Raw genomic sequence first — 23,029 nt, 5'->3', positions numbered from 1 at the left:
GTTACATCAAGCGTTGATAGAGATCGCGGTATGACTGCGCCGCAACGTGCCAGCTAAAGTCCATGGACATCGCCTGGCGTTGGACGTAACGCCACAGCGACGGACGGGACCACAAGACGAAAGCACGCCGAATCGCCCGTAGCAGCGACCAGGCATTACTGTCCTCAAAGACAAACCCGCTGGCGATACCGTCCGCCAGGTTTTCCAGCGAGCTGTCAGATACGGTATCCGCCAGCCCGCCCGTACGGCGTACCAGCGGTAGGGTGCCGTATTTCAGGCCGTAAAGCTGCGTCAGGCCGCAGGGCTCGAAACGGCTCGGTACCAGGATCACGTCCGCGCCGCCCATGATCCGGTGCGAGAACGCTTCGTGATAGCCAATCTGCACGCCCACCTGCCCCGGGTGTTCCGCCGCGGCCGCCAGGAATCCTTCCTGCAATACCGGGTCGCCCGCGCCGAGTAGCGCCAGCTGTCCGCCCTGCTCCAGCAGACCCGGCAGTGCCTCCAGCACCAGATCCAGCCCTTTCTGGCTCGTCAGACGGCTCACCACCGCGAATAACGGCACTTTGTCGTTAACCTTCAGCCCCATCGCAATCTGTAGCTGGCGTTTGTTTTCCGCTTTATCTTCCACGGAATCACGGCCATAGCGGGCCGCCAGCAGCAGATCGGTCTCGGGGCTCCAGATCTGCTCATCGACACCGTTGAGGATACCCGAAAGACGCCCTTCACGATGGCGCTGACGGAGCAACCCTTCCAGGCCGTAACCAAACTCAGGCTGCGTGATTTCACGGGCGTAGGTCGGGCTGACGGCCGTGATGTGATCGGCATAATAAAGCCCGGCTTTCAGGAACGAGATCTGCCCGTTAAACTCCAGCCCATGCATGTTATAGAACGACCATGGCAGATCGATTTCATTCATGTGATGGGCGTAGTACATGCCCTGATACGCCAGGTTATGCACCGTAAAGACCGACTTCGCCGGGTGGCCCCGCGCCGCCAGGTACGCCGGAGCGAGCCCCGCATGCCAGTCGTGGGCGTGCACAATGTCCGGGCGCCAGAACGGATCCAGCCCTACCGCCATTTCAGCCCCAACCCAACCGAGCAGCGCAAAACGCAGCACGTTGTCGGTATAGGCAAACAGGTTCGTATCGTGATACGGGCTACCTGGCCGGTCATATAAGTGCGGCGCGTCGATCAGGTAAATGCCCACGCCATTGTAATGTCCATACAGCAGGGTGATGCGTCCGGCAAAGGTGTCACGGCGCGTCACCACCTTTGCATCGGGAATGCCGCGCCGGATATCCGGGAAGGCGGGCAGCAGGACTCGGGTATCGACTCCGCCGGCGATTTGCGCCGCGGGTAATGCACCAAGAACATCCGCCAGGCCGCCCGTTTTTAACAACGGGAACATCTCAGAACATACGTGTAAAACCTGCATCATCGCTCCTGTTTGATCTGCAGTTTCCGCAACATTTCCCGTGTGACTAACACGATCCCCTCTTCAGAACGGTAGAAGCGACGTGCATCTTCTTCCGCGTTTTCACCAATCACCATTCCTTCAGGAATGACGCAGGCACGGTCGATCACGCAGCGACGCAGACGACACGAACGCCCGACCCAGACATCCGGCAGCAGCACCGCCGAATCGATATTACAGAATGAGTTTATACGCACGCGCGGGAACAGCACCGACTGCACCACCACCGAGCCGGAGATAATGCACCCGCCGGAAACCAGCGAGTTCAGCGTCATGCCGTGGCTGCCGGAGCGGTCCTGCACGAATTTCGCTGGCGGCAGGGATTCCATATGGGTACGGATCGGCCAGTTCTGGTCGTACATATCCAGCTCAGGCGTGACGGAGGCCAGATCGAGGTTGGCTTTCCAGTACGCTTCCAGCGTTCCCACATCGCGCCAGTAAGGTTCCGCATTCGGATCTGACTGCACGCAGGACAACGGGAAAGGATGTGCATAGGCCATGCCAGCTTTGGTAATTTTTGGAATGATGTCTTTGCCGAAGTCGTGGCTGGAGTGTTCGTCTTTGTCGTCTTCTTCCAGCAGCTCATAAAGGTAATCTGCATCAAAGACATAAATCCCCATGCTGGCGAGCGATTTGGTGTCATCTCCCGGCATGGTGGGCGGGTTGGCCGGTTTTTCAACGAAGTCGATAATTTTATCGTCCGCGTCCACGTGCATCACGCCAAACGCCGTCGCTTCAGCAACGGGCACCGGCAGACACGCCACGGTGCAGCGCGCCCCTTTTTCGACGTGGTCAATGAGCATGTGGGAGTAGTCTTGCTTGTAGATGTGGTCCCCGGCGAGGATCACGATGTACTCCGCGTTGTAGCGGCGAATGATATCGAGGTTCTGGGTCACCGCATCAGCGGTGCCGCGGTACCAGTTTTCACCGTGAACACGCTGCTGGGCAGGCAGGAGATCGACAAACTCATTCATCTCTTCGCTGAAGAATGACCAGCCGCGCTGAATATGCTGCACCAGGGTGTGCGACTGATACTGCGTAATGACGCCAATGCGGCGAATACCGGAGTTCAGGCAGTTGGACAGTGCAAAATCGATAATTCGAAACTTACCACCAAAGTGAACAGCCGGCTTGGCGCGCTTGATGGTCAAATCTTTCAGACGGGTTCCGCGCCCGCCCGCGAGGATCAGGGCAACCGTTTTTAAGGGGAGCTGGCGTGCCAACATTAAGGGATCGTTCTTCTCTAATCTAACCATGACTAACTCCTTTTTTATCATCTTTGGAATACGCACACTCCGTGCGCAGGCCCGTGCCAGACAGCCATTACTACCGGATTATCCGCTCCGGCAAAGGGGGGAACGGCGCGCCATTCCCCGTCAGGTAAAACAATCTCTGCGACGTCATCCGTCGCGTTCAGCGTAACCAGCCAGCGATCCGAAAGCAGGATCTGCAGGCGCGGTATGCCGTGTTGCCACTCTTGCGCGCTTAACGGTTGCGCGTCTTGATTCAGCCAGCGAACGTTGCCGTCGCCCTCCTCCCACCAGCGGTTGGCGGTGAGCGCGGGGATCTGCTGGCGAAGATGGATCAGCGCCGCGGTAAAGTGAATCAAACCGCTGTTCGCTTCTCCCCAGTCGAGCCAGGTTAAGGTGTTGTCCTGGCAATACGCATTGTTGTTACCGTGCTGGCTGTGGCCATGTTCATCCCCTGCCAGCAGCATCGGCGTGCCCTGCGACAACAGCAGCGTGGTCAGCAGCGCATGCACGCTGGCACGTCGCCGTTCGATAACGTCCAGGCTTCCGCCTAACCCTTCTATACCATGATTAAAGCTATGGTTATTGTTAGTGCCATCGCGATTCTCCTCGCCATTTGCCTCATTGTGTTTCTGATTGAAACAAACGCAGTCCCGGAGCGTAAAACCGTCGTGCGCGGTCACCAGGTTGACGGTGGCAGAAGGTCGTTTGCCATCGCGTTTAAACAGATCGCTGGAAGCGGCAAAGCGTCCGGCGAACTCCCCCAGAGACAGATTTCGCGCCAGCCAGAATCGGCGTACAGCATCGCGATAATGGTCGTTCCACTCGGCAAACAGCGGTGGGAAATTGCCCACCTGGTAGCCGCCTTCACCAATATCCCACGGCTCGGCAATCAGCTTCACCTGCGAGAGCACCGGACAGTTTCTTATCGCCTCAAACAGCGGCGCCTGCTGGCTGAACGCCGGCGTGCGTCCCATCACCGGTGCCAGGTCGAAACGAAAACCGTCAACATGGAACGTTTCCACCCAATATTTCAGGCATTCGTAAGCAAAATGCGTCACCGCCGGATGGCTGAGGTTGAGCGTGTTACCGCAACCGGTCCAGTTGTGGTAATCACCATCCTCTCTGATCCAATAATAGCTACGGTTATCAATTCCGCGCATGGAGAGCGTCGGGCCGTCGAGATCGCTTTCCGCGCTGTGGTTCAGCACCACGTCCAGAATCACTTCGATACCCGCCGCATGAAGCGCCTTCACCGCATCGCGAAACTCATCCCGCGCCTTGTCCGGGTTGACGGCATAGCGCGGGTCGAGCGCAAACATTGCCAGCGGGTTGTAGCCCCAGTAGTTGCTCAGCCCCAGCCGCTGCAGGCGAGGCTCGCTGGCGAAATGGGCGATGGGCAACAACTCAAGAGCGGTGATCCCGAGGTGTTTCAGATAGGCGATCATGGTCGGATGGCCGAGCGCCTTATAGGTGCCGCGCATCTCTTTGGGGATAGACGGATGGAGGTAGGTCAGCCCTTTTACATGGGCCTCATATATAACGGTGTTGCCCCACGGCGTGCCCGGCGGGGCATCGTCTTCCCAGTCGTAGTGGTCACCCACCACCACGCTTTTCGGGACGATATGGGCGCTGTCGCGGTGGTCAGGTTCCCCATAGCCGACGTGGAAAATCGGGTCATCTTTAAATTCGCCCTCCACGCGGTGGGCACAAGGATCAATCAGCAGCTTCGCCGGGTTAAACCAGTGCCCCTGAGAAGGCTCCCAGGGACCATGAACGCGAAAACCGTAGTGCATTCCAGGCCGCCCGCCGGCCAGGTAGCCGTGCCAGGTATCCCCGGTGCGTGCCGGTAAATCGTAACGATGTTCGTTACCTTCACCATCAAAAACACAGAGTTCGACCCGCTCCGCGTGAGCAGAAAAGAGGGTGAAATTGACCCCCTTTCCGTCATAACTCGCCCCGAGCGGTTCGGGTTTACCTGCCGTAAGCTGCGTCATTCGCCCTCCCGCACCAGCCAGATGGTACCGAGCGGCGGCAGCGTCAGGCTCAGAGAGTTGGGGCGCCCGTGGCTTTCGATGGCATCGCTCTGGACCCATCCGCCGTTACCGGCATTGCTGCCGTGGTAATGCATGGAATCGGTGTTGAGGATTTCGCGCCACTTACCGGCCTGATTAATGCCAAAGCGGTAATGATGACGGGGTACCGGCGTAAAGTTGCTGGCGACAATAATCTCGTTGCCCGCTTTATCCCGGCGCACAAAGACAAACACCGAGCGTTCGTTGTCGTCCACCACCAGCCACTCAAAACCGTAGGGATCGAAATCCAGCTCGTGCAGCGCTTTATGGTGGCGGTAGGTCAGGTTAAGGTCACGCACCAGTCGCTGTACGCCGTGATGCCAGTTATCGCCCCCTTCCAGCAGATGCCAGTCGAGGCTGGTATCGTGGTTCCACTCCCGCCCCTGGGCGAACTCGTTGCCCATAAACAGCAGTTTTTTGCCCGGGAAGGCGAACATCCAGCCGTAGTAGGCGCGCAGGTTGGCGAACTTCTGCCACGCGTCGCCCGGCATCCGGTCGAGGATGGATTTTTTACCGTGCACCACTTCATCGTGCGACAGCGGCAGCATGAAGTTTTCGGTGTAGTTGTAGAGCAGCCCGAAGGTGAGTTTGTCGTGATGGTACTGACGATAGACCGGGTCGAGCTTCATATAGTCGAGCGTGTCGTGCATCCAGCCCAGGTTCCACTTGTACCAGAAGCCCAGGCCCCCCATGGACGGTGGACGCGAAACACCGGCAAAGTCAGTCGACTCTTCCGCCATCGTCACCGCGCCCTCAACCTGCTCGCCAATAATGCGGTTGGTGCTGCGCAAAAATTCGATGGCTTCCAGGTTTTCACGACCGCCATATTCGTTCGGGATCCACTCCCCCTCTTTACGGCTGTAGTCGCGGTAAATCATCGATGCCACCGCATCCACGCGCAGGGCATCAATGCCAAAACGTTCGATCCAGTACAGCGCATTCCCGACGAGGTAGTTCGCGACTTCACGGCGACCGTAGTTGTAGATAAGCGTGTTCCAGTCCTGGTGATAGCCTTCGCGCGGGTCGCTGTGCTCGTACAGCTTCGTACCGTCAAACTCGGACAGACCAAAGTCATCAGACGGAAAATGGCCTGGCACCCAGTCGAGGATCACGTTCAGCCCGGCGGCGTGTGCGGCATTGATAAAATAGCGAAAGTCGTCGCGCGTGCCGAAACGGCGCGTCGGGGCATACAACCCGGTTGGCTGGTAGCCCCAGCTTCCATCAAATGGATGCTCATTAACTGGCAGCAGCTCAAGGTGGGTAAAGCCCATCCATTTGGCATACGGCACCAGCTGATCGGCAAGCTCCCGGTAGCTGAGCCAGAAGTTGTTATCGGTGTGGCGTCGCCAGGATCCGAGATGCACTTCATACACGGAGATGGGGGCATCGAAACGGTTGGCCTGTTTGCGCTCCTCGCTCTGCACCACTTTTTCCGGCAGCCCGCAAATCAGCGAGGCAGTATCCGGGCGCATCTGCGCTTCGAACGCGTACGGGTCCGCTTTAATGCGCAGCTTTCCGTGGGCGTCGATCATCTCAAATTTATAGAGCTGACCGTTTTGCGCGCCGGGGATGAACAGCTCCCAGATGCCCGTTTCCCGACGCAGGCGCATCGGATGACGGCGACCATCCCAGTAGTTGAACTGCCCGACAACGGAGACGCGCCGGGCGTTAGGTGCCCACACGGCAAACCGCGTGCCGGTGATGCCGTCCATCGTATCCGCATGGGCGCCCAGCGTTTCGTACGGGCGTAAATGGGTACCTTCAGACAGCAGCCAGGCATCCATCTCCTGTAACAGCGGACCAAAACTGTAGGGATCGTCGATCAGGTTTTGCTGACCGTGCCAGATGACGGCGAGTTGATAACGAAAAGGGTTTTTACGACGGGGCATGACGCCCGAGAAGAAGCCACGCGAGTCGAGGCATTCCAGATTGCCTACCTTGCGGCCGGTTTTAGGTTCGATAACCCACACTTCTGTGGCATCCGGTAACAGCGCACGGACTTCCAGTCCCGCCTCTGTTTGGTGCATCCCCAGCACAGAAAAGGGGTCGGCAAAATGACCCGCAATAAGCGCATTAATCACGTCTCTATCCACACGATCGGACATGGTATTCATCCTGTTTTTTATGTCGCCCTTTTTAAGCGCCTGGGACGACTTTAATGTGACCTGAACGGGCTTCCACTTAGTCCCGTCCTAACCTCAGGTAAGAAATGACTCTTCCTTAAAGCATAGCCAACGCTCTACATGACTCCTGATAAAAAATAAGACATACGCGTTTTACTCCATGTAGTACGCAAAAAAAGGGGGTGAAAATCACCCCCGGTAGTTAACAAATTATTACGCCAGTTGGCGCAGCATGCGGCGTAGCGGCTCGGCGGCGCCCCACAGGAGCTGGTCACCCACGGTGAACGCGGAGAGGAACTCTGGCCCCATGTTCAGCTTACGCAGACGCCCTACCGGCGTGGTCAGCGTGCCGGTGACGGCCGCTGGCGTCAGTTCGCGCATGGTGATATCGCGATCGTTTGGCACTACTTTCGCCCACGGGTTGTGCGCGGCGAGCAGCTCTTCCACGGTCGGAATAGACACATCTTTTTTCAGTTTAATGGTGAAGGCCTGGCTATGGCAGCGCAGCGCGCCGATACGTACGCACAGACCGTCAACCGGAATGGTGTTCGCGGTATTGAGGATTTTGTTGGTCTCAGCCTGACCCTTCCACTCTTCACGGGTCTGGCCGTTATCCAGCTGTTTGTCGATCCACGGGATCAGGCCACCGGCCAGCGGTACGCCAAAGTTATCCACCGGCAGTTCGCCGCTGCGGGTCAACTCGGTGACTTTACGCTCGATATCGAGGATTGCGGACGCCGGGTTTGCCAGCTCGGCCGCAACGCTGTGGTGCAGCTGGCCCATTTGGGTCAGCAGTTCACGCATATGACGCGCACCGCCGCCGGACGCGGCCTGGTAGGTCGCCACGGAGACCCACTCCACCAGGTCCTGTGCGAACAGGCCGCCGAGGGACATCAGCATCAGGCTGACGGTACAGTTACCGCCGACAAAGGTTTTCACGCCGTTGTTGAGGCCTTTGGTGATCACGTCCTGGTTCACCGGGTCGAGAATGATGATGGCATCGTCTTTCATGCGCAGCGAAGAGGCCGCGTCAATCCAGTAGCCCTGCCAGCCGCTTTCACGCAGCTTTGGATAGATTTCGTTGGTATAATCGCCGCCCTGGCAGGTCACAATAATGTCGAGTGCCTTCAGCGCTTCCAGATCGTAAGCATCCTGCAACGTCCCTGTGGTACCACCAAAGGACGGTGCAGCCTGGCCGAGCTGGGAAGTGGAGAAGAAGACCGGGCGGATAGCGTCGAAATCGCGCTCTTCAACCATGCGTTGCATGAGTACAGAGCCGACCATACCGCGCCAGCCGATAAAACCAACGTTTTTCATAGCATTTGTTTCCTGCAGAGGGTGTGTGCTGATTGTGCAAGCCAGTATTGAACTGGGATATGCTTCACATTACAAAATGCTGCCAAAGTCGCAAGCGAAATTAATCGATGATTGCCCGGCAATCAGAAAAAGAGCTAATCATCCTAATAACCATAGAGAAATTCAGGGCTAATTTACATGAGTGAAATCATTTCTGCGGCGGTTTTATTGATCCTGATAATGGATCCTCTGGGAAACCTGCCGATCTTCATGTCGGTGCTGAAGCACACCGAACCCAAGCGCCGACGGGCGATCATGATCCGCGAGCTGCTTATCGCCCTGCTGGTGATGTTTATCTTCCTGTTTGCCGGGGAAAAAATTCTTGCCTTCCTGAATCTGCGCGCCGAAACCGTTTCGATTTCCGGCGGGATTATTCTGTTCCTGATTGCCATTAAGATGATTTTCCCGAGCGCCGAAGGGGGCAGCAGCGGCCTGCCGGCGGGTGAAGAGCCGTTTATCGTACCGCTGGCGATCCCGCTGGTCGCCGGGCCGACCATTCTGGCCACATTGATGCTCCTGTCGCATCAGTATCCCAACCAGATGAGCCATCTGGTGATTGCCCTGCTGATTGCCTGGGGCGGAACGTTCATCATCCTGCTGCAGTCGTCGCTGTTCCTGCGCCTGCTGGGCGAGAAAGGGGTCAATGCGCTGGAACGTTTGATGGGGCTGATTCTGGTGATGATGGCGACGCAGATGTTCCTGGACGGGATCCGGGCGTGGATGAAGGGCTAGGTAAAAGCAAAACGGCAATCCTTGATTGCCGTTTTTAGTGTTTGCTCCCTCTCCCCGTGGGAGAGGGCGAAAATCGGGGTTAGCTCAGCAGCGTAAACGCAATCATCCCGACAATCGCGCCCGTGGTGCCGAGGATAGTTTCCATCAGCGTCCAGGTTTTCAGGGTTTGCGCTTCAGTGGCACCGGTAAATTTACCGAACAGCCAGAAGCCTGCGTCGTTCACGTGCGACACCACAATCGAGCCACCCGCGATACAGATAGACAGCGCCGCCATCTGCGCACCGGAGTAGTTAAGCTGTTCAATCACCGGCATCACCAGGCCAACCGCCGTTAAACAGGCAACAGTCGCAGAGCCCTGAATGATACGCACCGCCGCCGCCAGCACGAAGCAGGTCACCGCGATGGGCAGACCCATTCCGGTCAGCGCTTCACCCAGTGCCGGACCAACACCGGAATCCACCAGCACCTGTTTGAACACACCGCCCGCACCGATCACCAGCAGGATAATACCCGCTGGCTGCAGCGCAGCGCCGCAGATTTCCATCACGCGGTCTTTCGGCATCCCCTGACGCATCGCCAGGCCATAAATCGCCACCAGGCACGCCACCAGGATCGCGGTGAACGGGTGACCGATAAATTCGAACCATTCGTACGCGGTAGAGCCCACCGGTACAAAGCGCGCGGCAATGGTTTTCAGACCCACCAGCACCAGCGGCAGCAGGATCAGAGACAGGCTGAAGCCGAAGGACGGCATTTTACCTTCGCCCAGGTGCGGCTCGGTAATATCATCAGGAATATGCAGTTCAACGTAGCGGCTGATGAAGTTGCCCCACAGCGGACCGGCGATAATCATTCCCGGGATTGCCGCGCACAGGCCAATCAGGATCATCCAGCCAAAGTCAGCGTGCATCTGGGAAGCCAGCAGCATCGGTGCCGGTCCCGGCAGGAGAAACGCCGCCGCCGCCGCCACGCCCGCAAACAGCGGAATAACCAGCTTCACAAGGTTAGTACCGGTATGGCGCGCCATGGAGAACGCCACGCTAATCAGCAGCACCACGGCCACTTCAAAGAACAACGGTAGCGCGCAGATCAGACCGGCCAGGCCAATCGCATAGTGTGCACGACTGTGACCAAACGATTTCAGCATCTTGACGGCAATCTGGTCGACCGCGCCCGTCTCATGCAGGATCTTGCCAAACATCGCGCCCAGCGCGACCACAATAGCCAGGAAGCCCAGTGTGCCCCCCATCCCTTTTTCCATCGTCGCAGCGATCTTGTCGAGCGGCATACCGGAAAAGAGACCTGCACCAATAGAAACCACCATCAAAGCAACAAAAGCATGCATACGCGCTTTCATCACTAAAAACAGCAGCAGCAATACCGAACCCACTGCTGTCAACACTAGCGTTAATGTACTCAAAACTTACTGCCTTTTGTTAATGACCTCGATGGTGCTGGCAACAACACCCTCCAGTGACTGATCGATATCAACCACTAAGACGTCTTTTTCATCTTCACCCGGCTCCTGCAGCGCTTCGAACTGTGTGACCAGCATCTGGGTTTTGAAGAAGTGGCCTTTACGCGCCTTGAGACGGCTTTCAATGACCTCGAAATCGCCTTTCAGGTAGATGAAAGAGAGGTTCGGGTTGCCGTCGCGCAGCAGGTCGCGGTAGGTTTTTTTCAGCGCAGAGCAGACGATCAGGGAAACTTTATTGGTGCGCTGCATGGCAAACGCGGCATCGTTCAGCGCCTGTAACCACGGTTTACGATCGTCGTCGTTCAGCGGCTCGCCGGAAGCCATCTTCATGATGTTGCTGCGCGGATGGAGGAAGTCGCCATCAAGAAACGCCGCATTAAGTTGATGCGCCACTTCGCTTGCCACGGCAGATTTACCGCTACCGGAAACGCCCATCAGGACGTAAACGTGGTGATCATGATTAGTCGTGCTCAAAGGGTGTCCCTCAGTCAATTGTTACGGGTAACAGTTATCGGTAACATTGTCCTGCCGGGGCAAAAGAGAAGCAATATCCAAACGTGCGCGAAGTGAATAAGTGTGAGCTACTTCAAATTTGTCGGATTAAATAGATCCACCCGGTGACAAGGTGAAACCTAAATCTAACATTTTCGGGGTCACTGCTTCACCACGAATGCGCGCCAGCAAGCGTTCTGCGCCAATGCGGCCCATGCGTTCACGCGGTGTCAGGACGCTCGCCAGACGCGGCTCCATCACCTGACCGATGTCATGGCCGTGGAAACCGGCAATCGCCATATCATCGGGGATCTTCAGCCCCAGACGCTGGCATTCGAACGCTGCACCGACCGCAAGGTCATCGTTGGTACAGAAAATACCGTCCAGTTGTGGATACTCGCGCCGTGCCTGGCGCATCAGCTCAATACCCGACGTATAGGACGAGGACTGCTCCACCATCACGCTGTACGGGGTCAGATTTGCGTCAAGCATCGCCTGCTCGTATCCCTTCTGTTTGATGATAGTACGTTCATCAAGACGCGCACCCAGGTAGGCGATATGACGATGACCACGCGCGATGATCGCCGCCGTCATCTGCCGCGCCGCTTCGAAGTTGTCAAACCCCACGGCAATATCAAGGCACGGCGACTGGCTGTCCATCAGTTCCACCACCGGAATACCAGCCACTTCAATCATCTTCAGCGTACGGGGGGTATGAGTACGTTCAGTTAAAATCAGGCCATCGATGTTCCAGGAAAGCATCGATTCAAGACGTTCTTCTTCCAGTTCCGGTTTGTAGCCGTAGTGCGCCAGCATGGTCTGGTAACCAAACGCATCCGTGACGCTTTCAATACCGCGCAGCACTTCGGCAAAGACCTGGTTGGTCAAAGAAGGCAGGAGGACGCCCACCGCACGACTGGTGGCATTGGAGAGAATATCAGGTGCGCGGTTGGGGATATAACCCAGTTCATCGAGAGCAGCGGCAATCTTGCCACGCAACGCTACGGAAACCTGTTCCGGGTTACGTAAAAAACGGCTGACCGTCATTTTGGTCACACCAACACGATCGGCGACATCCTGAAGTACGGGGCGTTTCTTTTTCATCGTCCTGAGAAATCTTGAAGAGAGAGATTTGCTCAGTTTATCACGGACAAAGCCCATCCTTCCCCTGTCAAAGGGAAGGATGGGCATTTATTTATGATTTATTACACCGGTGGCAGATCAAACAGCAGAATTTCACTTTCGCTGTCGGCATGCACGGAGAGCGCTTGCTCATCCCAGATGGCCAGACCATCCGCCGTTGTCGCTTTGGTGCCGTTGATGGACACGTCACCTTTCACCACCTGGATCCAGACGCGGCGGTTTGCGGCAATCTGGTGCACAGACTGTTCGTCTTTCGCCAGTGCCCAGCGGTACAGCTCCATATCCTGATGCACTTTCAGCGAACCTTCACGCGCATCCGGGGAGAGCACCAGCTGTTTGCCCTGTTTGGCGTCAAAGCGGCGCTGTTCGTAGCGCGGCGTGATGCCGGTCTCTTCTGGAATGATCCAGATTTGATACAGGTGCAGTTTTTCCGTTTTGCTCGGGTTGTACTCGGAGTGACGTACACCGGTACCCGCGCTCATGATCTGGAACTCGCCCGCCGGAACCTGCTCTTTATTGCCCATGCTGTCCTGGTGCTCAACCGCCCCTTCCAGCACATAGGTCAGGATTTCCATGTCTTTATGCGGGTGGGTACCGAAGCCCTGGCCTGCATCAATCACGTCATCGTTAATCACGCGCAGTGCGGAGAAGCCCATGAAATTTGGGTCGTAGTAGTCGGCAAACGAGAATGAATGCCATGAGTCCAGCCAGCCATGATTCGCGTGACCACGTTCGTTTGCTTTGCGTAAGTAGATCATTGTTTTCACCCTCAGTTCGTTTCGATGGAGTAAGTGTGGACGCAAACCGCCTGGGATCATAGAGGGTGAAAATTGACTCCTCTGTTCAAAAATTATGAACAAGTACAGAGGAGCCTTTTTTGCTTATTTCGCAAGGGTTACCGTGGCAGGAGAAGCCTGTTCGAAGGCCCGTTCAAGGATTTCGAGGTTAGTCAGAACGTCAGATTCCTTGACGTAATTCGCCGCACCGCGGGTAAGGGTTGCATACAGCGCGTCGTAGACGCGGCCATAGTCGCCGGTTTCTGGCGTAAGCTCTTCTCTGACCGTCACACCTTCTGCGTTCACATACTCCAGTACGCCAACCGAATCATCCGCCGCAAAGCCCGGCTCACCCGGCATGATATTGGCCTTCAGGCTGGTCTCCTGCTGATCGATACCGTACTTGATAAACGAACCTTTCGTGCCGTGAACGATAAATTTCGGGTAGTCGATTTTCACCAGATGGCTGGTTTTGACGATGGCTTTCAGGTCGCCGTAGAACAGCTGCGCTTCAAAAGTATCGTCCGGGTTGGCTTTGTTACGCAGGCTACGGATGTCATACGCCACGTGGTCCGGGCGGCCAAACAGGGAAATGATCTGATCCATGGTGTGCACGCCCAGGCCATAAAAAGAGCCATCCTGCGGCAGGCCGGGTTTGGTCTCCGCCACCGGGCGGTAGTAGTCGAAGTGGCTTTCCATTTCCACGATGTCGCCGAGCTTGCCGCTTTCTATCGCCTTTTTCGCCGTCAGGAAACAGCTGTCAAAGCGGCGGTTCTGATACGGCGTGACGGTCAGCCCTTTGCTCTTCGCCAGCGCGAACAGGGTTTTCGCTTCGGCAATGGTCGGGGTGAAGGGTTTTTCGACCAGCACGTTTTTACCCGCGTCGAGCGCGCGTTTCGCATAGTCAAAATGGCTGTCGGCATGGGTACAGACGATGACCAGTTTAACCTGCGGGTCGTTAAGCACCTCATCCAGATCGCTGGTGAAATGGATGTGGGAATACTGCGGGGACTGCTCTTCTGGCTTCGCGCGGCGACGGTAGATATGCGCCACATGCCAGCTGTCTTTACGGTTGAGAACATACGGAAGGTGATAGCGGGTCGTACTTTTACCAAATCCAATAAATGCGCAATGTAGTGTCATGGCTCAGCCCTTTTGGAAGGTTACCGGGTCTTACCATAACAAAAAAAAAGCCAGCTAAAAGCTGGCTAAAGTAATACTGGAAGCAATGTGAGCAATGTCGTGCTTTCAGGTTCCCGTAGTGGTCTTCCTGAATGCAGAGCAATAATAATCATTCTCATTCGCACTTGTCCAATACTTTTTGCAAAAAATAGCGGTTGACTCAAATTTCAAAGTCACTGATGTTGGAAGGGATGTTTAACTGACTGAGGAACAAGGAATGAGTGAGATAGTGATACGCCATGCGGAACCGAAAGATTATGACGCCATTCGTCAGATCCACGCCCAACCGGAGGTGTACCACAACACACTACAGGTTCCTCATCCGTCTGAGCAAATGTGGCAAGAACGACTCACCGACCAGCCCGGCATTAAGCAACTGGTCGCCTGTATAGACGGTAATGTCACCGGGCATCTGTGCATCGCTGTCGCGCAACGCCCACGCCGCAGCCATGTGGCTGATTTTGGGATTTGTGTAGGCGCGCAGTGGCAAAACCGGGGCGTTGCCAGCGCACTGATGCGCACCATGATTGATATGTGCGATAACTGGCTGCGCGTTGACCGCATTGAGCTGACGGTGTTTGTCGATAACGAGCCGGCGATTGCGGTGTACAAAAAACACGGATTTGAGATTGAAGGCACAGGCAAGCGTTATGCCCTGCGCAACGGCGAGTATGTGGATGCGTATTATATGGCGCGAATGAAGTAGTTTGTTGCCCTCACCCTAACCCTCTCCCACCGGGAGAGGGAATTACACAACAGATTAATACCCCGCCGTTAAATCATCCACCGACCGCGGGTCTGATGCGCCAAACAGCGCCCCGTCCGGCCCCACCATAATGCTCTGGGTGCTGCCCATCGCCTCTTTCACCGCCACCTTCTGTCCGCGCTGCTCCAGCAGTTTGATCGTATCCGGGCTAAAGCCCTTTTCGACGCGCAACTCATCCGGCAGCCACTGGTGGTGGAAACGCGGGGCGTTGGTCGCTTCGGCGACGTTCATCCCAAAGTCGATACTGTTTACCACCATCTGCAGCACGGTGGTGATAATCCGGCTGCCGCCCGGGCTACCGGTCACCAGCCAGGTTTTACCATCTTTCACCATAATGGTCGGTGACATCGACGACAGCGGACGTTTCTTCGGCCCCACCGCGTTGGCATCGCCACCGACCAGCCCGTAGACGTTCGGCACACCCGGTTTGGCAGAGAAGTCATCCATCTCGTTGTTCAGCAGAATGCCGCTGTTGCCCGCCACAATCCCGGTTCCAAAGGTGGTATTGAGCGTATAGGTCACCGCCACCGCGTTACCGTCTTTATCCACCACCGAGAAGTGGGTGGTCTGGTTACTTTCATACGGTGCCAGCTTGCCAGGGCGGATCTCGCTCGACGGCTTAGCCTTATTGATGTCGATCTGATCGGCAATGGATTTGGCATACGCTTTGTTGGTCAGCGCCTGCCACGGCACCTTCACAAAGTCCGGGTCGCCAAGGTATTCCGAGCGGTCGGCATAGGCGCGTTTTTCCGCCTCGGCCATCACCTGCATGGCATCGGCACTGCCGAAGCCGAACTTGTGCATATCGAAGTTTTCCAGAATGTTGAGGATCTGCACGATGTGGATCCCGCCGGAGGACGGCGGCGGCATGGAGAAGACCTCATAGCCGCGGTAGGTTCCGCTAATCGGCTCGCGCTCCACCGCCTTATACTCCGCCAGATCCGCTTTGGTGATCAGCCCGCCGTTTTTTTGCATCTCTTCGGCAATCTGGTCGGCAATCGCCCCTTTGTAGAAGGCGTCCGGGCCATGCTCCGCAATCAGCTCCAGGCTTTTGGCAAGGTTCTTCTGCACCAGCTTATCGCCCTTCTTCAGCGGCTCTCCGTCTTTCCAGAAGATCGCCTTGCTGTTTTCATGGTTCGGAATGACTTCACTGCCGTAGGTTTTAAGGTCATCGGCCAGGGCGTCATTCACCACAAAGCCGTCGCGCGCCAGCTTAATGGCAGGCTGGACCACTTTGTTCAGCGGCATCGTGCCGTATTTTTCCAGCGCCAGCGAGAAGCCCGCAACGGTGCCCGGCGTGCCGGACGCAAGGTGCGAGGTCAGCGATTTTTTACTGTCCGGGTTGCCCTGATCGTCAAGGAACATATCGCGGGAGGCCTGAGCAGGCGCCATTTCGCGGAAGTCGATAGCCGTCGTCTTTCCGTCTTTGGTGCGCAGCATCATAAAACCGCCACCGCCCAGATTCCCCGCCTGCGGGTGTGTTACCGCCAGCGCATAGCCGACCGCCACCGCGGCATCCACCGCATTACCGCCCTGTTTGAGAATATCGACGCCCACTTTCGTTGCCAGCGCATCCACCGAGGCCACCATCCCGTGGGTTGCCCGCACGGGATGAAACACATCTTCCTCCACGCCATAAGAGACCGGAGGTGCCGCTGGCGGGTTAGCCGCCACGCTAAATGTACCGCCTGCCATCAGCGCAGCGATGGCGACCCAGCGCAAAAGGGTTGGTTTCATCATTATTGTTCTCCAGGTGAAGGGAGCCATATTCCCCGCTTAAGCCTGGTTCACAACTCCTAAAAAATCATCGTCATGGTGAATTCAGGGTAAACTTAAGAGAAACCTCACAGAAGGAGATGACAATGAAACGCTTACTTATTCTGACGGCGTTGCTCCCGTTTGCCGCACTTGCACAGCCACTCAATACGATGAATAACCCTAACCAGCCGGGCTATGTCATTCCGAGCCAGCAGCGTATGCAGACAGAGATGATGAGCCAGCAGCAACAGCAAAAAGGGATGCTGAATCAGCAGTTGAACACGCAGACCCGAATGCAGCAGCAGAGCCTGCAAAATCAGATGAACACTAACACCCAGCGCGTGCAGCAGGGGCAAATGCGCGAGCAGCCGCTGCCGAATAAAAACGGCGGGATGTTAGGGGGGATGAGTTCTTCAGGCAGCGGACAGCAGCATATGCTGCCGTCGCAGTCGAATGGCAGTATGCTTAATCCGCAGAACTAAAGTCCGGGCCGATCAGGTCAATCGCATCGGTACAGATGCTGTCCACCCCCCAGCGCAGCAGCTCAGCCGCACGCTGGGGTTTGTTGACGGTATACACCAGAATATGCAGCCCCGCCGCTTTCAGCATCTTCACCCGCGCCTCATCCAGCAGCGTATGATTGAGATGAATAGAGACACACGCTAAGCGGGTGGTCAGCTCACGCCAGTCCTCGCGCCACTCGTCCAGCAGCAGCCCGCGCGGCAGCTCCGGCACCGCAGCCTGTGCCGCTTCAAGGGCATCAATGTCAAATGACGACAGCAGCGGTGGCGTCATGCCTTCCCATAGCTCGCGCGCGGCCAGCGCAATCACGTTGCCCGTGAGCGGCCCGGTACCGGTCGTCGGTTTGATTTCGATGTTGGCCATCATCCCGTGTTGACGACAACGGTCGGCCACTTCCGCCAGCAGCGGCAGCGGTTCGCCTTTGTACTCGCCGCTGAACCAGCTTCCGGCATCCACCTTCAGCAGATCGCGCCACGGCAGTTCCCCCGCCACGCCCCAGCCGTTGCTGGTGCGTTCGAGGTTGTCATCATGCAGCAGGAAAATTTCGCCGTCTTTCGACAGCTTGGCGTCGAACTCAATCATCGTGTGGCCGTAGCGTGCGCCAACATCAATTGCCGCCAGGGTATTTTCCGGCGCCAGTTTACCGCCGCCACGGTGGGCGACGATGTGGGGATAAGGCCAGTTGCTCATACTCGTTGTCCTGTTTCACCGTCAAATAAGTGCAGGTGATTTTCCGGCAGATGCAGCCACAGCGTGCTGCCTGCTTTCGGGCGTTCCTGATGCGGCAGACGCACCACCATTTTTTGCTCGCCCCAGCGTCCGTGCGCCAGGTTATCTGCACCCAACATCTCCAGCGTGTCCATCACCAGCGGCACGCCGCCGTCCGCCTGAGAGGTTAAACCGATATGCTCCGGGCGGATACCGAGCGTCATCTTACGCCCGGCGTAGCCACGATAGTACCAGTTGATGGGTAATGCCATCCCGCTTTCCAGCTCAAAGTGGGTGCCCGCGCTGCTGATCCGCCCTTCCAGCAGGTTCATTGCCGGGCTACCGATAAAACTCGCCACAAAGCGGGTGGCCGGTTTCTCATAGACTTCCACCGGCGTGCCAATCTGCTCGGCGATGCCTTTGTTCATCACCATCACCCGCTGGGCGAGGGTCATGGCTTCGACCTGATCGTGGGTCACGTACAGGGAGGTGGTTTTCAGACGGCGATGCAGTTGCTGCAGCTCCAGACGCATCTGCACGCGCAGCTTGGCGTCGAGGTTAGAGAGCGGTTCATCGAACAGGAACACCGCCGGATCGCGCACGATGGCACGCCCCATCGCCACGCGCTGGCGCTGGCCGCCGGAGAGCTCACGCGGACGACGCTTAAGCAGGCCATCCAGCTCCAGAATGCGCGCCGCCTCTTTCACCCGCTCGTCGATATGGCCTTTGCCCATGCCGCGGATTTTCAGCCCCCAGGCCATGTTCTCTTCCACGCTCATGTGCGGATAGAGGGCGTAGTTCTGGAACACCATCGCGATGCCGCGGTCTTTGGGCTCCATCTCGGTCACGCGCTGGCGGTCAATCCAGATATCGCCGGAGGTGACGCGCTCAAGCCCGGCCACCATGCGCAGCAGCGTGGATTTGCCGCAGCCGGACGGGCCGACCATGACGATGAACTCCCCGTCCGCCACGTCGAGGGTGAGCGGCTGAATCACCTGGGTTTTGCCATCCCAGCTTTTGGTCACTGCCTGTAGTTTTAAACCTGCCATTTTATTTCTCGCTATCGACCAGGCCGCGGACAAAGGCACGCTGCATGGCTAAAACAATGACTACGGGGGGGATAAGGGTGAGCAGCATCGCCGCCATCACCTGGTTCCAGAGGGTGGTGCCTTCGCCGGTGGCGATCATGCCCTTGATGCCCGCCACGGCGGTGCCGAGGTTGACGTCCTGAATAATCAGCAGCGGCCACAGGTACTGGTTCCAGCCGTAGATAAAGGTGATCACAAACAGTGCCGCGAGGTTGGTTTTCGACAGCGGCAGCACGATGTCGCGGAAAAAGCGCATCGGTGAGGCACCGTCAATGCGCGCGGCTTCAATCAGCTCGTCCGGCAGCGTCATAAAGAACTGGCGGAACAGGAAGGTGGCGGTCGCAGACGCCATCAGCGGCAGGGTTAATCCCGCGTAGCTGTCGAGCATCTTCAGGTTGGCGATCACTTCCACCGTCGGGAAGATACGCACCTCCACCGGCAGCATCAGGGTGATGAAAATCATCCAGAAGAAGAGGTTGCGCAGCGGAAAGCGGAACCAGACGATGGCAAACGCCGAGAGCATCGACACCGTGATTTTGCCTACCGTAATGCCGAACGCCATGATGAAGCTGTTGAGCATCATCAGCCAGAACGGCGCGCTGTTGGCCCCCACGCCCTGGGTCCAGATGGTTTTCATGTTCTCGAAAAGATGCGTGCCTGGGATCAACGTCATCGGCGTATCAAACACCGCTTTGGTGTCCAGCGTGGCGGCGACAAAGGCCACGTACAGCGGAAAGAGGATGACGATAATCCCCAGAATCAGCATGGTATGGCTGAAAATCGTCAGCCCGCGACGGTTCTCAATCATTGGTAGCGCACCTTACTTTCAACATAGCGGAACTGCACCACCGTGAGGATGATGACGAGGAACATCAGCACAACGGACTGCGCGGCGGAAGCCGAGAGATCCAGACCGGCAAACCCTTCGCGGTAGATTTTATAAATCAGCGTCGTCGTGGCCTGCACCGGGCCACCGGCGGTGGCCGCGTCGATGACCGGGAAGGTGTCGAAAAAGGCATACACCAGGTTCACCACCAGCAGGAAGAAACTCACCGGGGCAATCAGCGGCAGCGACAGCCTGAAGAAGCGGCGGATCGGGCCTGCGCCATCAATCGCGGCGGCTTCCACCAGCGAACGCGGAATGGACTGCAGCGCGGCAAAGAAGAACAGGAAGTTGTAGCTGATCTGCTTCCACACCGAGGCGAACACCACCAGGAACATCGCCTGGCCGCTGTTCTGGGCGTGGTTCCAGTCGTAGCCCAGTTCGGCCAGGAAATGGGTAATCAACCCGCGACCGGGGTTAAACAGGAAGATCCACAGCACGGCGGCGACCGCTGGCGCCACGGCGTAGGGCAGCAGCATCAGGGTCTGATACAGACGGCTGCCGCGCACCACGTAATCCACCAGCGCGGCGAAGAACAGCGAGGCGACAAGGCCGCTCACGGTGACCAGTGCGCTGAACTTCATCGTCGTCCAGAAGGAGGCCAGGTAGTAGCTGTCGTGGAACAGCGCGGTAAAGTTGTCCAGCCCGACAAACTGGCTGGAGAGCCCGAAGGGATCAACGCTTTGTACCGAATACCACAGCGCTTCGCCCGCAGGCCAGATAAAGAAGATAACGGTGATGACCAGCTGAGGCGCGACCAGCAGGTACGGCAGCCAGCGGGAACGGAACACCGGACGGGATGATGACATAGGTTAGCTCAGGTTGGTTTCCCCTCACCCCGTCCCTCTCCCAAAGGGAGAGGGGGATATGTTCCCTCTCCTTTTGGGAGAGGGTTAGGGTGAGGGTAAAAGATTAAGACTTCGTGGACTGCTCAAAGCGGCGCAGCAGCTGATTCCCGCGCTCTACCGCTGAATCCAGCGCCTGCTGTGGTGTTTTCTTGCCGGTCCACACGCTTTCCAGCTCTTCATCGACGATGGTACGGATCTGCGGCATGTTGCCCAGACGCAGCCCTTTGGTGAACGGCAACGGCGGCTTGTTCAGCATCTGACGCGTCGCGATATCCGCGCCCGGATTCTTGCTGTAGAAGCCCTGCTCGCGGGTCAGGTCATAGGCAGCCTTGGTGATCGGCAGGTAGCCGGTTTTCTGGTGCCATTCGGCCGCGTTTTCAGGTTTCGCCAGGAAGTCGAGGAACTCGGCCACCCCTTTGTAGGTGCCGGCGTCTTTACCCTGCATCACCCACAGGCTCGCTCCGCCGATGATGGCGTTCTGCGGCGCGCCTTTCACGTCTGCGTCGTACGGCATCATGCCCACGCCGTAGTTGAATTTGGCATAGTGACGGATATCCGCCAGCGAGCCGGACGAGGCGGTGGTAATGGCGCAGTCACCGTTGTAGAACTTCTCGGTGGATTCGTCTTTACGGCCGAAGTAGCTGAAATCACCCTTCTTGTTCAACTCTTCCAGCAGCGCGATGTGCTTCACCTGCTCTGGCTTGTTGAACTCCAGTACCGCGTCGGTGCCGTCGAAACCGTTGTTTTTGGTGGCCACCGGCAGGCCGTGCCAGGCGCTGAAGTTTTCAATCTGGATCCAGCCCTGCCAGCCGCTGGCGTAGCCGCACTTCATTCCCGCCGCTTTCAGCTTCGCGGTGTACTCCGCCAGATCCTGCCAGGTTTTTGGCGGTTGCTCCGGGTCTAAACCGGCTTTCTTAAAGGCGTCTTTGTTGTAGTACAGCACCGGCGTCGAGCTGTTAAACGGCTGAGACAGCAGGTGACCGGTTTTAGAATCGGTGTAATAACCCGCTACGGTCGGTACAAACTGGGATTCGTCGAAGTTGATCCCCGCCTCTTTGAACACTTCATAGACCGGTTTGATGGCTTTGGAGGCCATCATGGTCGCGGTACCCACTTCATAAACCTGTAACAACGCAGGGGCGTTACCGGTACGGAAGGCGGCAATGCCCGCGCTCAGGCTTTGCTCGTAGTTACCTTTGTACACCGGCACAATTTTGTAATCCGGATGGGTGTCGTTGAAACGCTGCGCCAGGGAGTCAACCTCTTTACCCAACTCCCCTTCCATGGAATGCCAGAACGGAATGGTCGTCACAGCCATTGCGTTCGTCGCAAAAGCCAGACCCAGTGCCAGACCCAAAGCTGTGTGTCGTAACGATGTCATTGTCATCTCTCTTATTGTGCCGGATGCGCGATATCACGCGTTTTATGCTCGCGAGGTAACATGACATGCTCGAATGACAGAAAAATAACTTTTTGTTTACAGATAAGTGACAACAAAAGGTCAGCGGGATGATGGTTGTGTGAAGGGGTTTGGGTGGGTGGTTGGGTGTGGTGGGGTGCGGTCTGATGCCCTCACCCCGGCCCTCTCCCACAGGGAGAGGGAGAAAAGCGATCGGTTCCCTCTCCCTTGAGGGAGAGGGTTAGGGTGAGGGGGAAATGCAATTAACCGCCTAAATACGCACTCCGCACCGCTTCATTCGCCAGCAGCGCATCGCCGGTATCCTCAAGCACCACGTGGCCGTTCTCCAGCACGTAACCGCGGTCGGCGAGCTTCAGCGCCTGGTTGGCGTTCTGCTCGACGAGGAAGATGGTCATCCCCTCTTTACGCAACTGCTCGATGGTGTCGAAGATCTGCTGAATGATAATTGGCGCAAGACCCAGCGACGGTTCATCCAGCAGCAGCAGGCGCGGCTGGCTCATCAGGGCGCGGCCGATCGCCAGCATCTGCTGCTCACCGCCGGACATGGTGCCCGCACGCTGAATACGACGCTCCCACAGGCGCGGGAAGAGCTCATACACCCACTTGATGCGGGACTGATACTGGTCGCGGTCAGCGAAGAAGCCGCCCATCGCCAGGTTCTCTTCCACCGTCATACGCGAGAAGACGCGACGCCCTTCAGGGACTATCGCCACCGCTTCACGCATGATCCTGGCGGTCTGCCAGTCGGTGATGTCTTTGCCATCAAACACAATCCGCCCGCTGGTGGCGCGCGGGTCGCCGCACAGGGTACCGAGCAGCGTGGTTTTGCCCGCGCCGTTAGCCCCAATCAGGGTGACGATTTCGCCCTGATTGATATGCAGGCTGACGTCGTGCAGCGCCTGGATCTTGCCGTAGTGGGCGTTGACCTTGTCAAACGTTAACATCGCTTTTTCCAT

General features: G+C 57.1%; 20 protein-coding genes. 3 read left to right on the top strand and 17 right to left on the bottom strand.

Translation table 11 applies throughout. From position 1 onward, the window contains the following. Position 1: 1 nt before the first annotated feature. The 5 genes from glgA to asd form a co-directional block, all read right to left on the bottom strand. Positions 2-1,435 carry a glycogen synthase GlgA gene (glgA, locus tag NQ842_RS02595; RefSeq protein ID WP_014833572.1) on the bottom strand — a complete coding sequence of 478 codons (1,434 nt, stop codon included), beginning with the start codon at positions 1,433-1,435 and terminating at the stop codon, positions 2-4. Beyond that, positions 1,435-2,730 (bottom strand): glucose-1-phosphate adenylyltransferase, encoded by a 1,296-nt coding sequence (glgC, locus tag NQ842_RS02590; RefSeq protein WP_013099110.1) that lies wholly within the window; start codon positions 2,728-2,730, stop codon positions 1,435-1,437. The genes glgA and glgC overlap by 1 nt, the downstream gene beginning before the upstream one ends. A 17-nt stretch (positions 2,731-2,747) precedes the next feature. Further along, positions 2,748-4,721, bottom strand: coding sequence for a glycogen debranching protein GlgX (glgX, locus tag NQ842_RS02585; protein ID WP_014833573.1), 1,974 nt, complete (start codon positions 4,719-4,721; stop codon positions 2,748-2,750). After that, positions 4,718-6,904, bottom strand: a complete 2,187-nt coding sequence (gene glgB / locus NQ842_RS02580) for a 1,4-alpha-glucan branching enzyme (RefSeq protein ID WP_050860015.1) — start codon at positions 6,902-6,904, stop codon at positions 4,718-4,720. The genes glgX and glgB overlap by 4 nt, the downstream gene beginning before the upstream one ends. 231 nt (positions 6,905-7,135) lie before the next feature. Beyond that, positions 7,136-8,239 carry an aspartate-semialdehyde dehydrogenase gene (gene asd / locus NQ842_RS02575; RefSeq protein ID WP_014833575.1) on the bottom strand — a complete coding sequence of 368 codons (1,104 nt, stop codon included), beginning with the start codon at positions 8,237-8,239 and terminating at the stop codon, positions 7,136-7,138. Between the two features lie 177 nt (positions 8,240-8,416). Here asd and yhgN point away from each other — a divergent pair, with 177 nt between their 5' ends. Continuing rightward, entirely contained in the window at positions 8,417-9,010 is a 594-nt protein-coding gene (gene yhgN, locus NQ842_RS02570; protein ID WP_014833576.1) for an NAAT family transporter YhgN, read from the top strand. 79 nt (positions 9,011-9,089) lie between these two features. On the opposite strand, the gene gntU is transcribed toward yhgN, so the two are convergent. From gntU to NQ842_RS02545, 5 genes are all read right to left on the bottom strand, one after another. Next, on the bottom strand, positions 9,090-10,430 hold the full coding sequence (gene gntU, locus NQ842_RS02565; protein WP_014833577.1) for a gluconate transporter: 1,341 nt from the start codon (positions 10,428-10,430) through the stop codon (positions 9,090-9,092). Between the two features lie 3 nt (positions 10,431-10,433). Further along, on the bottom strand, positions 10,434-10,961 hold the full coding sequence (gene gntK, locus NQ842_RS02560; protein ID WP_014833578.1) for a gluconokinase: 528 nt from the start codon (positions 10,959-10,961) through the stop codon (positions 10,434-10,436). A gap of 126 nt (positions 10,962-11,087) precedes the next feature. Further along, positions 11,088-12,083 (bottom strand): gluconate operon transcriptional repressor GntR, encoded by a 996-nt coding sequence (gntR, locus tag NQ842_RS02555; RefSeq protein WP_014833579.1) that lies wholly within the window; start codon positions 12,081-12,083, stop codon positions 11,088-11,090. 101 nt (positions 12,084-12,184) lie between these two features. Then, complete coding sequence (locus NQ842_RS02550) at positions 12,185-12,880, bottom strand: pirin family protein (RefSeq protein ID WP_014833580.1); 696 nt, start codon at positions 12,878-12,880, stop codon at positions 12,185-12,187. Positions 12,881-13,003: 123 nt separating this feature from the next. Continuing rightward, positions 13,004-14,041 carry an oxidoreductase gene (locus tag NQ842_RS02545; RefSeq protein ID WP_046889457.1) on the bottom strand — a complete coding sequence of 346 codons (1,038 nt, stop codon included), beginning with the start codon at positions 14,039-14,041 and terminating at the stop codon, positions 13,004-13,006. A 256-nt stretch (positions 14,042-14,297) separates the two neighbouring features. Here NQ842_RS02545 and yhhY point away from each other — a divergent pair, with 256 nt between their 5' ends. Then, a complete protein-coding gene (yhhY, locus tag NQ842_RS02540) occupies positions 14,298-14,786 on the top strand; it encodes an N-acetyltransferase (RefSeq protein ID WP_014833581.1) in 489 nt (162 codons plus the stop codon). Between the two features lie 54 nt (positions 14,787-14,840). Here the strand turns inward: yhhY and ggt are convergent, their stop codons facing one another. Continuing rightward, positions 14,841-16,586: a gamma-glutamyltransferase gene (gene ggt, locus NQ842_RS02535; RefSeq protein ID WP_257256473.1), complete on the bottom strand. Its 1,746-nt coding sequence runs from the start codon at positions 16,584-16,586 to the stop codon at positions 14,841-14,843. Between the two features lie 122 nt (positions 16,587-16,708). Between ggt and NQ842_RS02530 the strand changes: the two genes are divergently transcribed. Next, the gene (locus tag NQ842_RS02530) at positions 16,709-17,086 is read left to right on the top strand and encodes a DUF2756 family protein (protein WP_046889458.1); all 378 of its coding nucleotides are present in this window, start codon (positions 16,709-16,711) and stop codon (positions 17,084-17,086) included. On the opposite strand, the gene ugpQ is transcribed toward NQ842_RS02530, so the two are convergent. The 6 genes from ugpQ to livF form a co-directional block, all read right to left on the bottom strand. Continuing rightward, positions 17,070-17,816, bottom strand: a complete 747-nt coding sequence (ugpQ, locus tag NQ842_RS02525) for a glycerophosphodiester phosphodiesterase (RefSeq protein WP_063427076.1) — start codon at positions 17,814-17,816, stop codon at positions 17,070-17,072. The two genes, NQ842_RS02530 and ugpQ, sit on opposite strands and share 17 nt — an antisense overlap. Beyond that, positions 17,813-18,883 (bottom strand): sn-glycerol-3-phosphate import ATP-binding protein UgpC, encoded by a 1,071-nt coding sequence (locus tag NQ842_RS02520; protein ID WP_047360482.1) that lies wholly within the window; start codon positions 18,881-18,883, stop codon positions 17,813-17,815. Before NQ842_RS02520 ends, ugpQ begins: the two co-directional genes overlap by 4 nt. Before the next feature lies 1 nt (position 18,884). Beyond that, positions 18,885-19,730, bottom strand: coding sequence for a sn-glycerol-3-phosphate ABC transporter permease UgpE (ugpE, locus tag NQ842_RS02515; protein WP_013099125.1), 846 nt, complete (start codon positions 19,728-19,730; stop codon positions 18,885-18,887). Further along, positions 19,727-20,614, bottom strand: a complete 888-nt coding sequence (gene ugpA, locus NQ842_RS02510) for a sn-glycerol-3-phosphate ABC transporter permease UgpA (protein WP_257256472.1) — start codon at positions 20,612-20,614, stop codon at positions 19,727-19,729. Before ugpA ends, ugpE begins: the two co-directional genes overlap by 4 nt. 103 nt (positions 20,615-20,717) lie before the next feature. Beyond that, positions 20,718-22,034 (bottom strand): sn-glycerol-3-phosphate ABC transporter substrate-binding protein UgpB, encoded by a 1,317-nt coding sequence (gene ugpB, locus NQ842_RS02505; RefSeq protein WP_046889461.1) that lies wholly within the window; start codon positions 22,032-22,034, stop codon positions 20,718-20,720. Positions 22,035-22,315: 281 nt separating this feature from the next. Then, entirely contained in the window at positions 22,316-23,029 is a 714-nt protein-coding gene (gene livF / locus NQ842_RS02500) for a high-affinity branched-chain amino acid ABC transporter ATP-binding protein LivF (RefSeq protein WP_043951706.1), read from the bottom strand.

The organism is Enterobacter cloacae complex sp. R_G8, assembly GCF_024599795.1.
GTDB lineage: Bacteria > Pseudomonadota > Gammaproteobacteria > Enterobacterales > Enterobacteriaceae > Enterobacter > Enterobacter dissolvens.
Note: the sequence above shows the minus strand (reverse complement) of the source record. Positions and strands in the feature narration are given on the sequence as shown.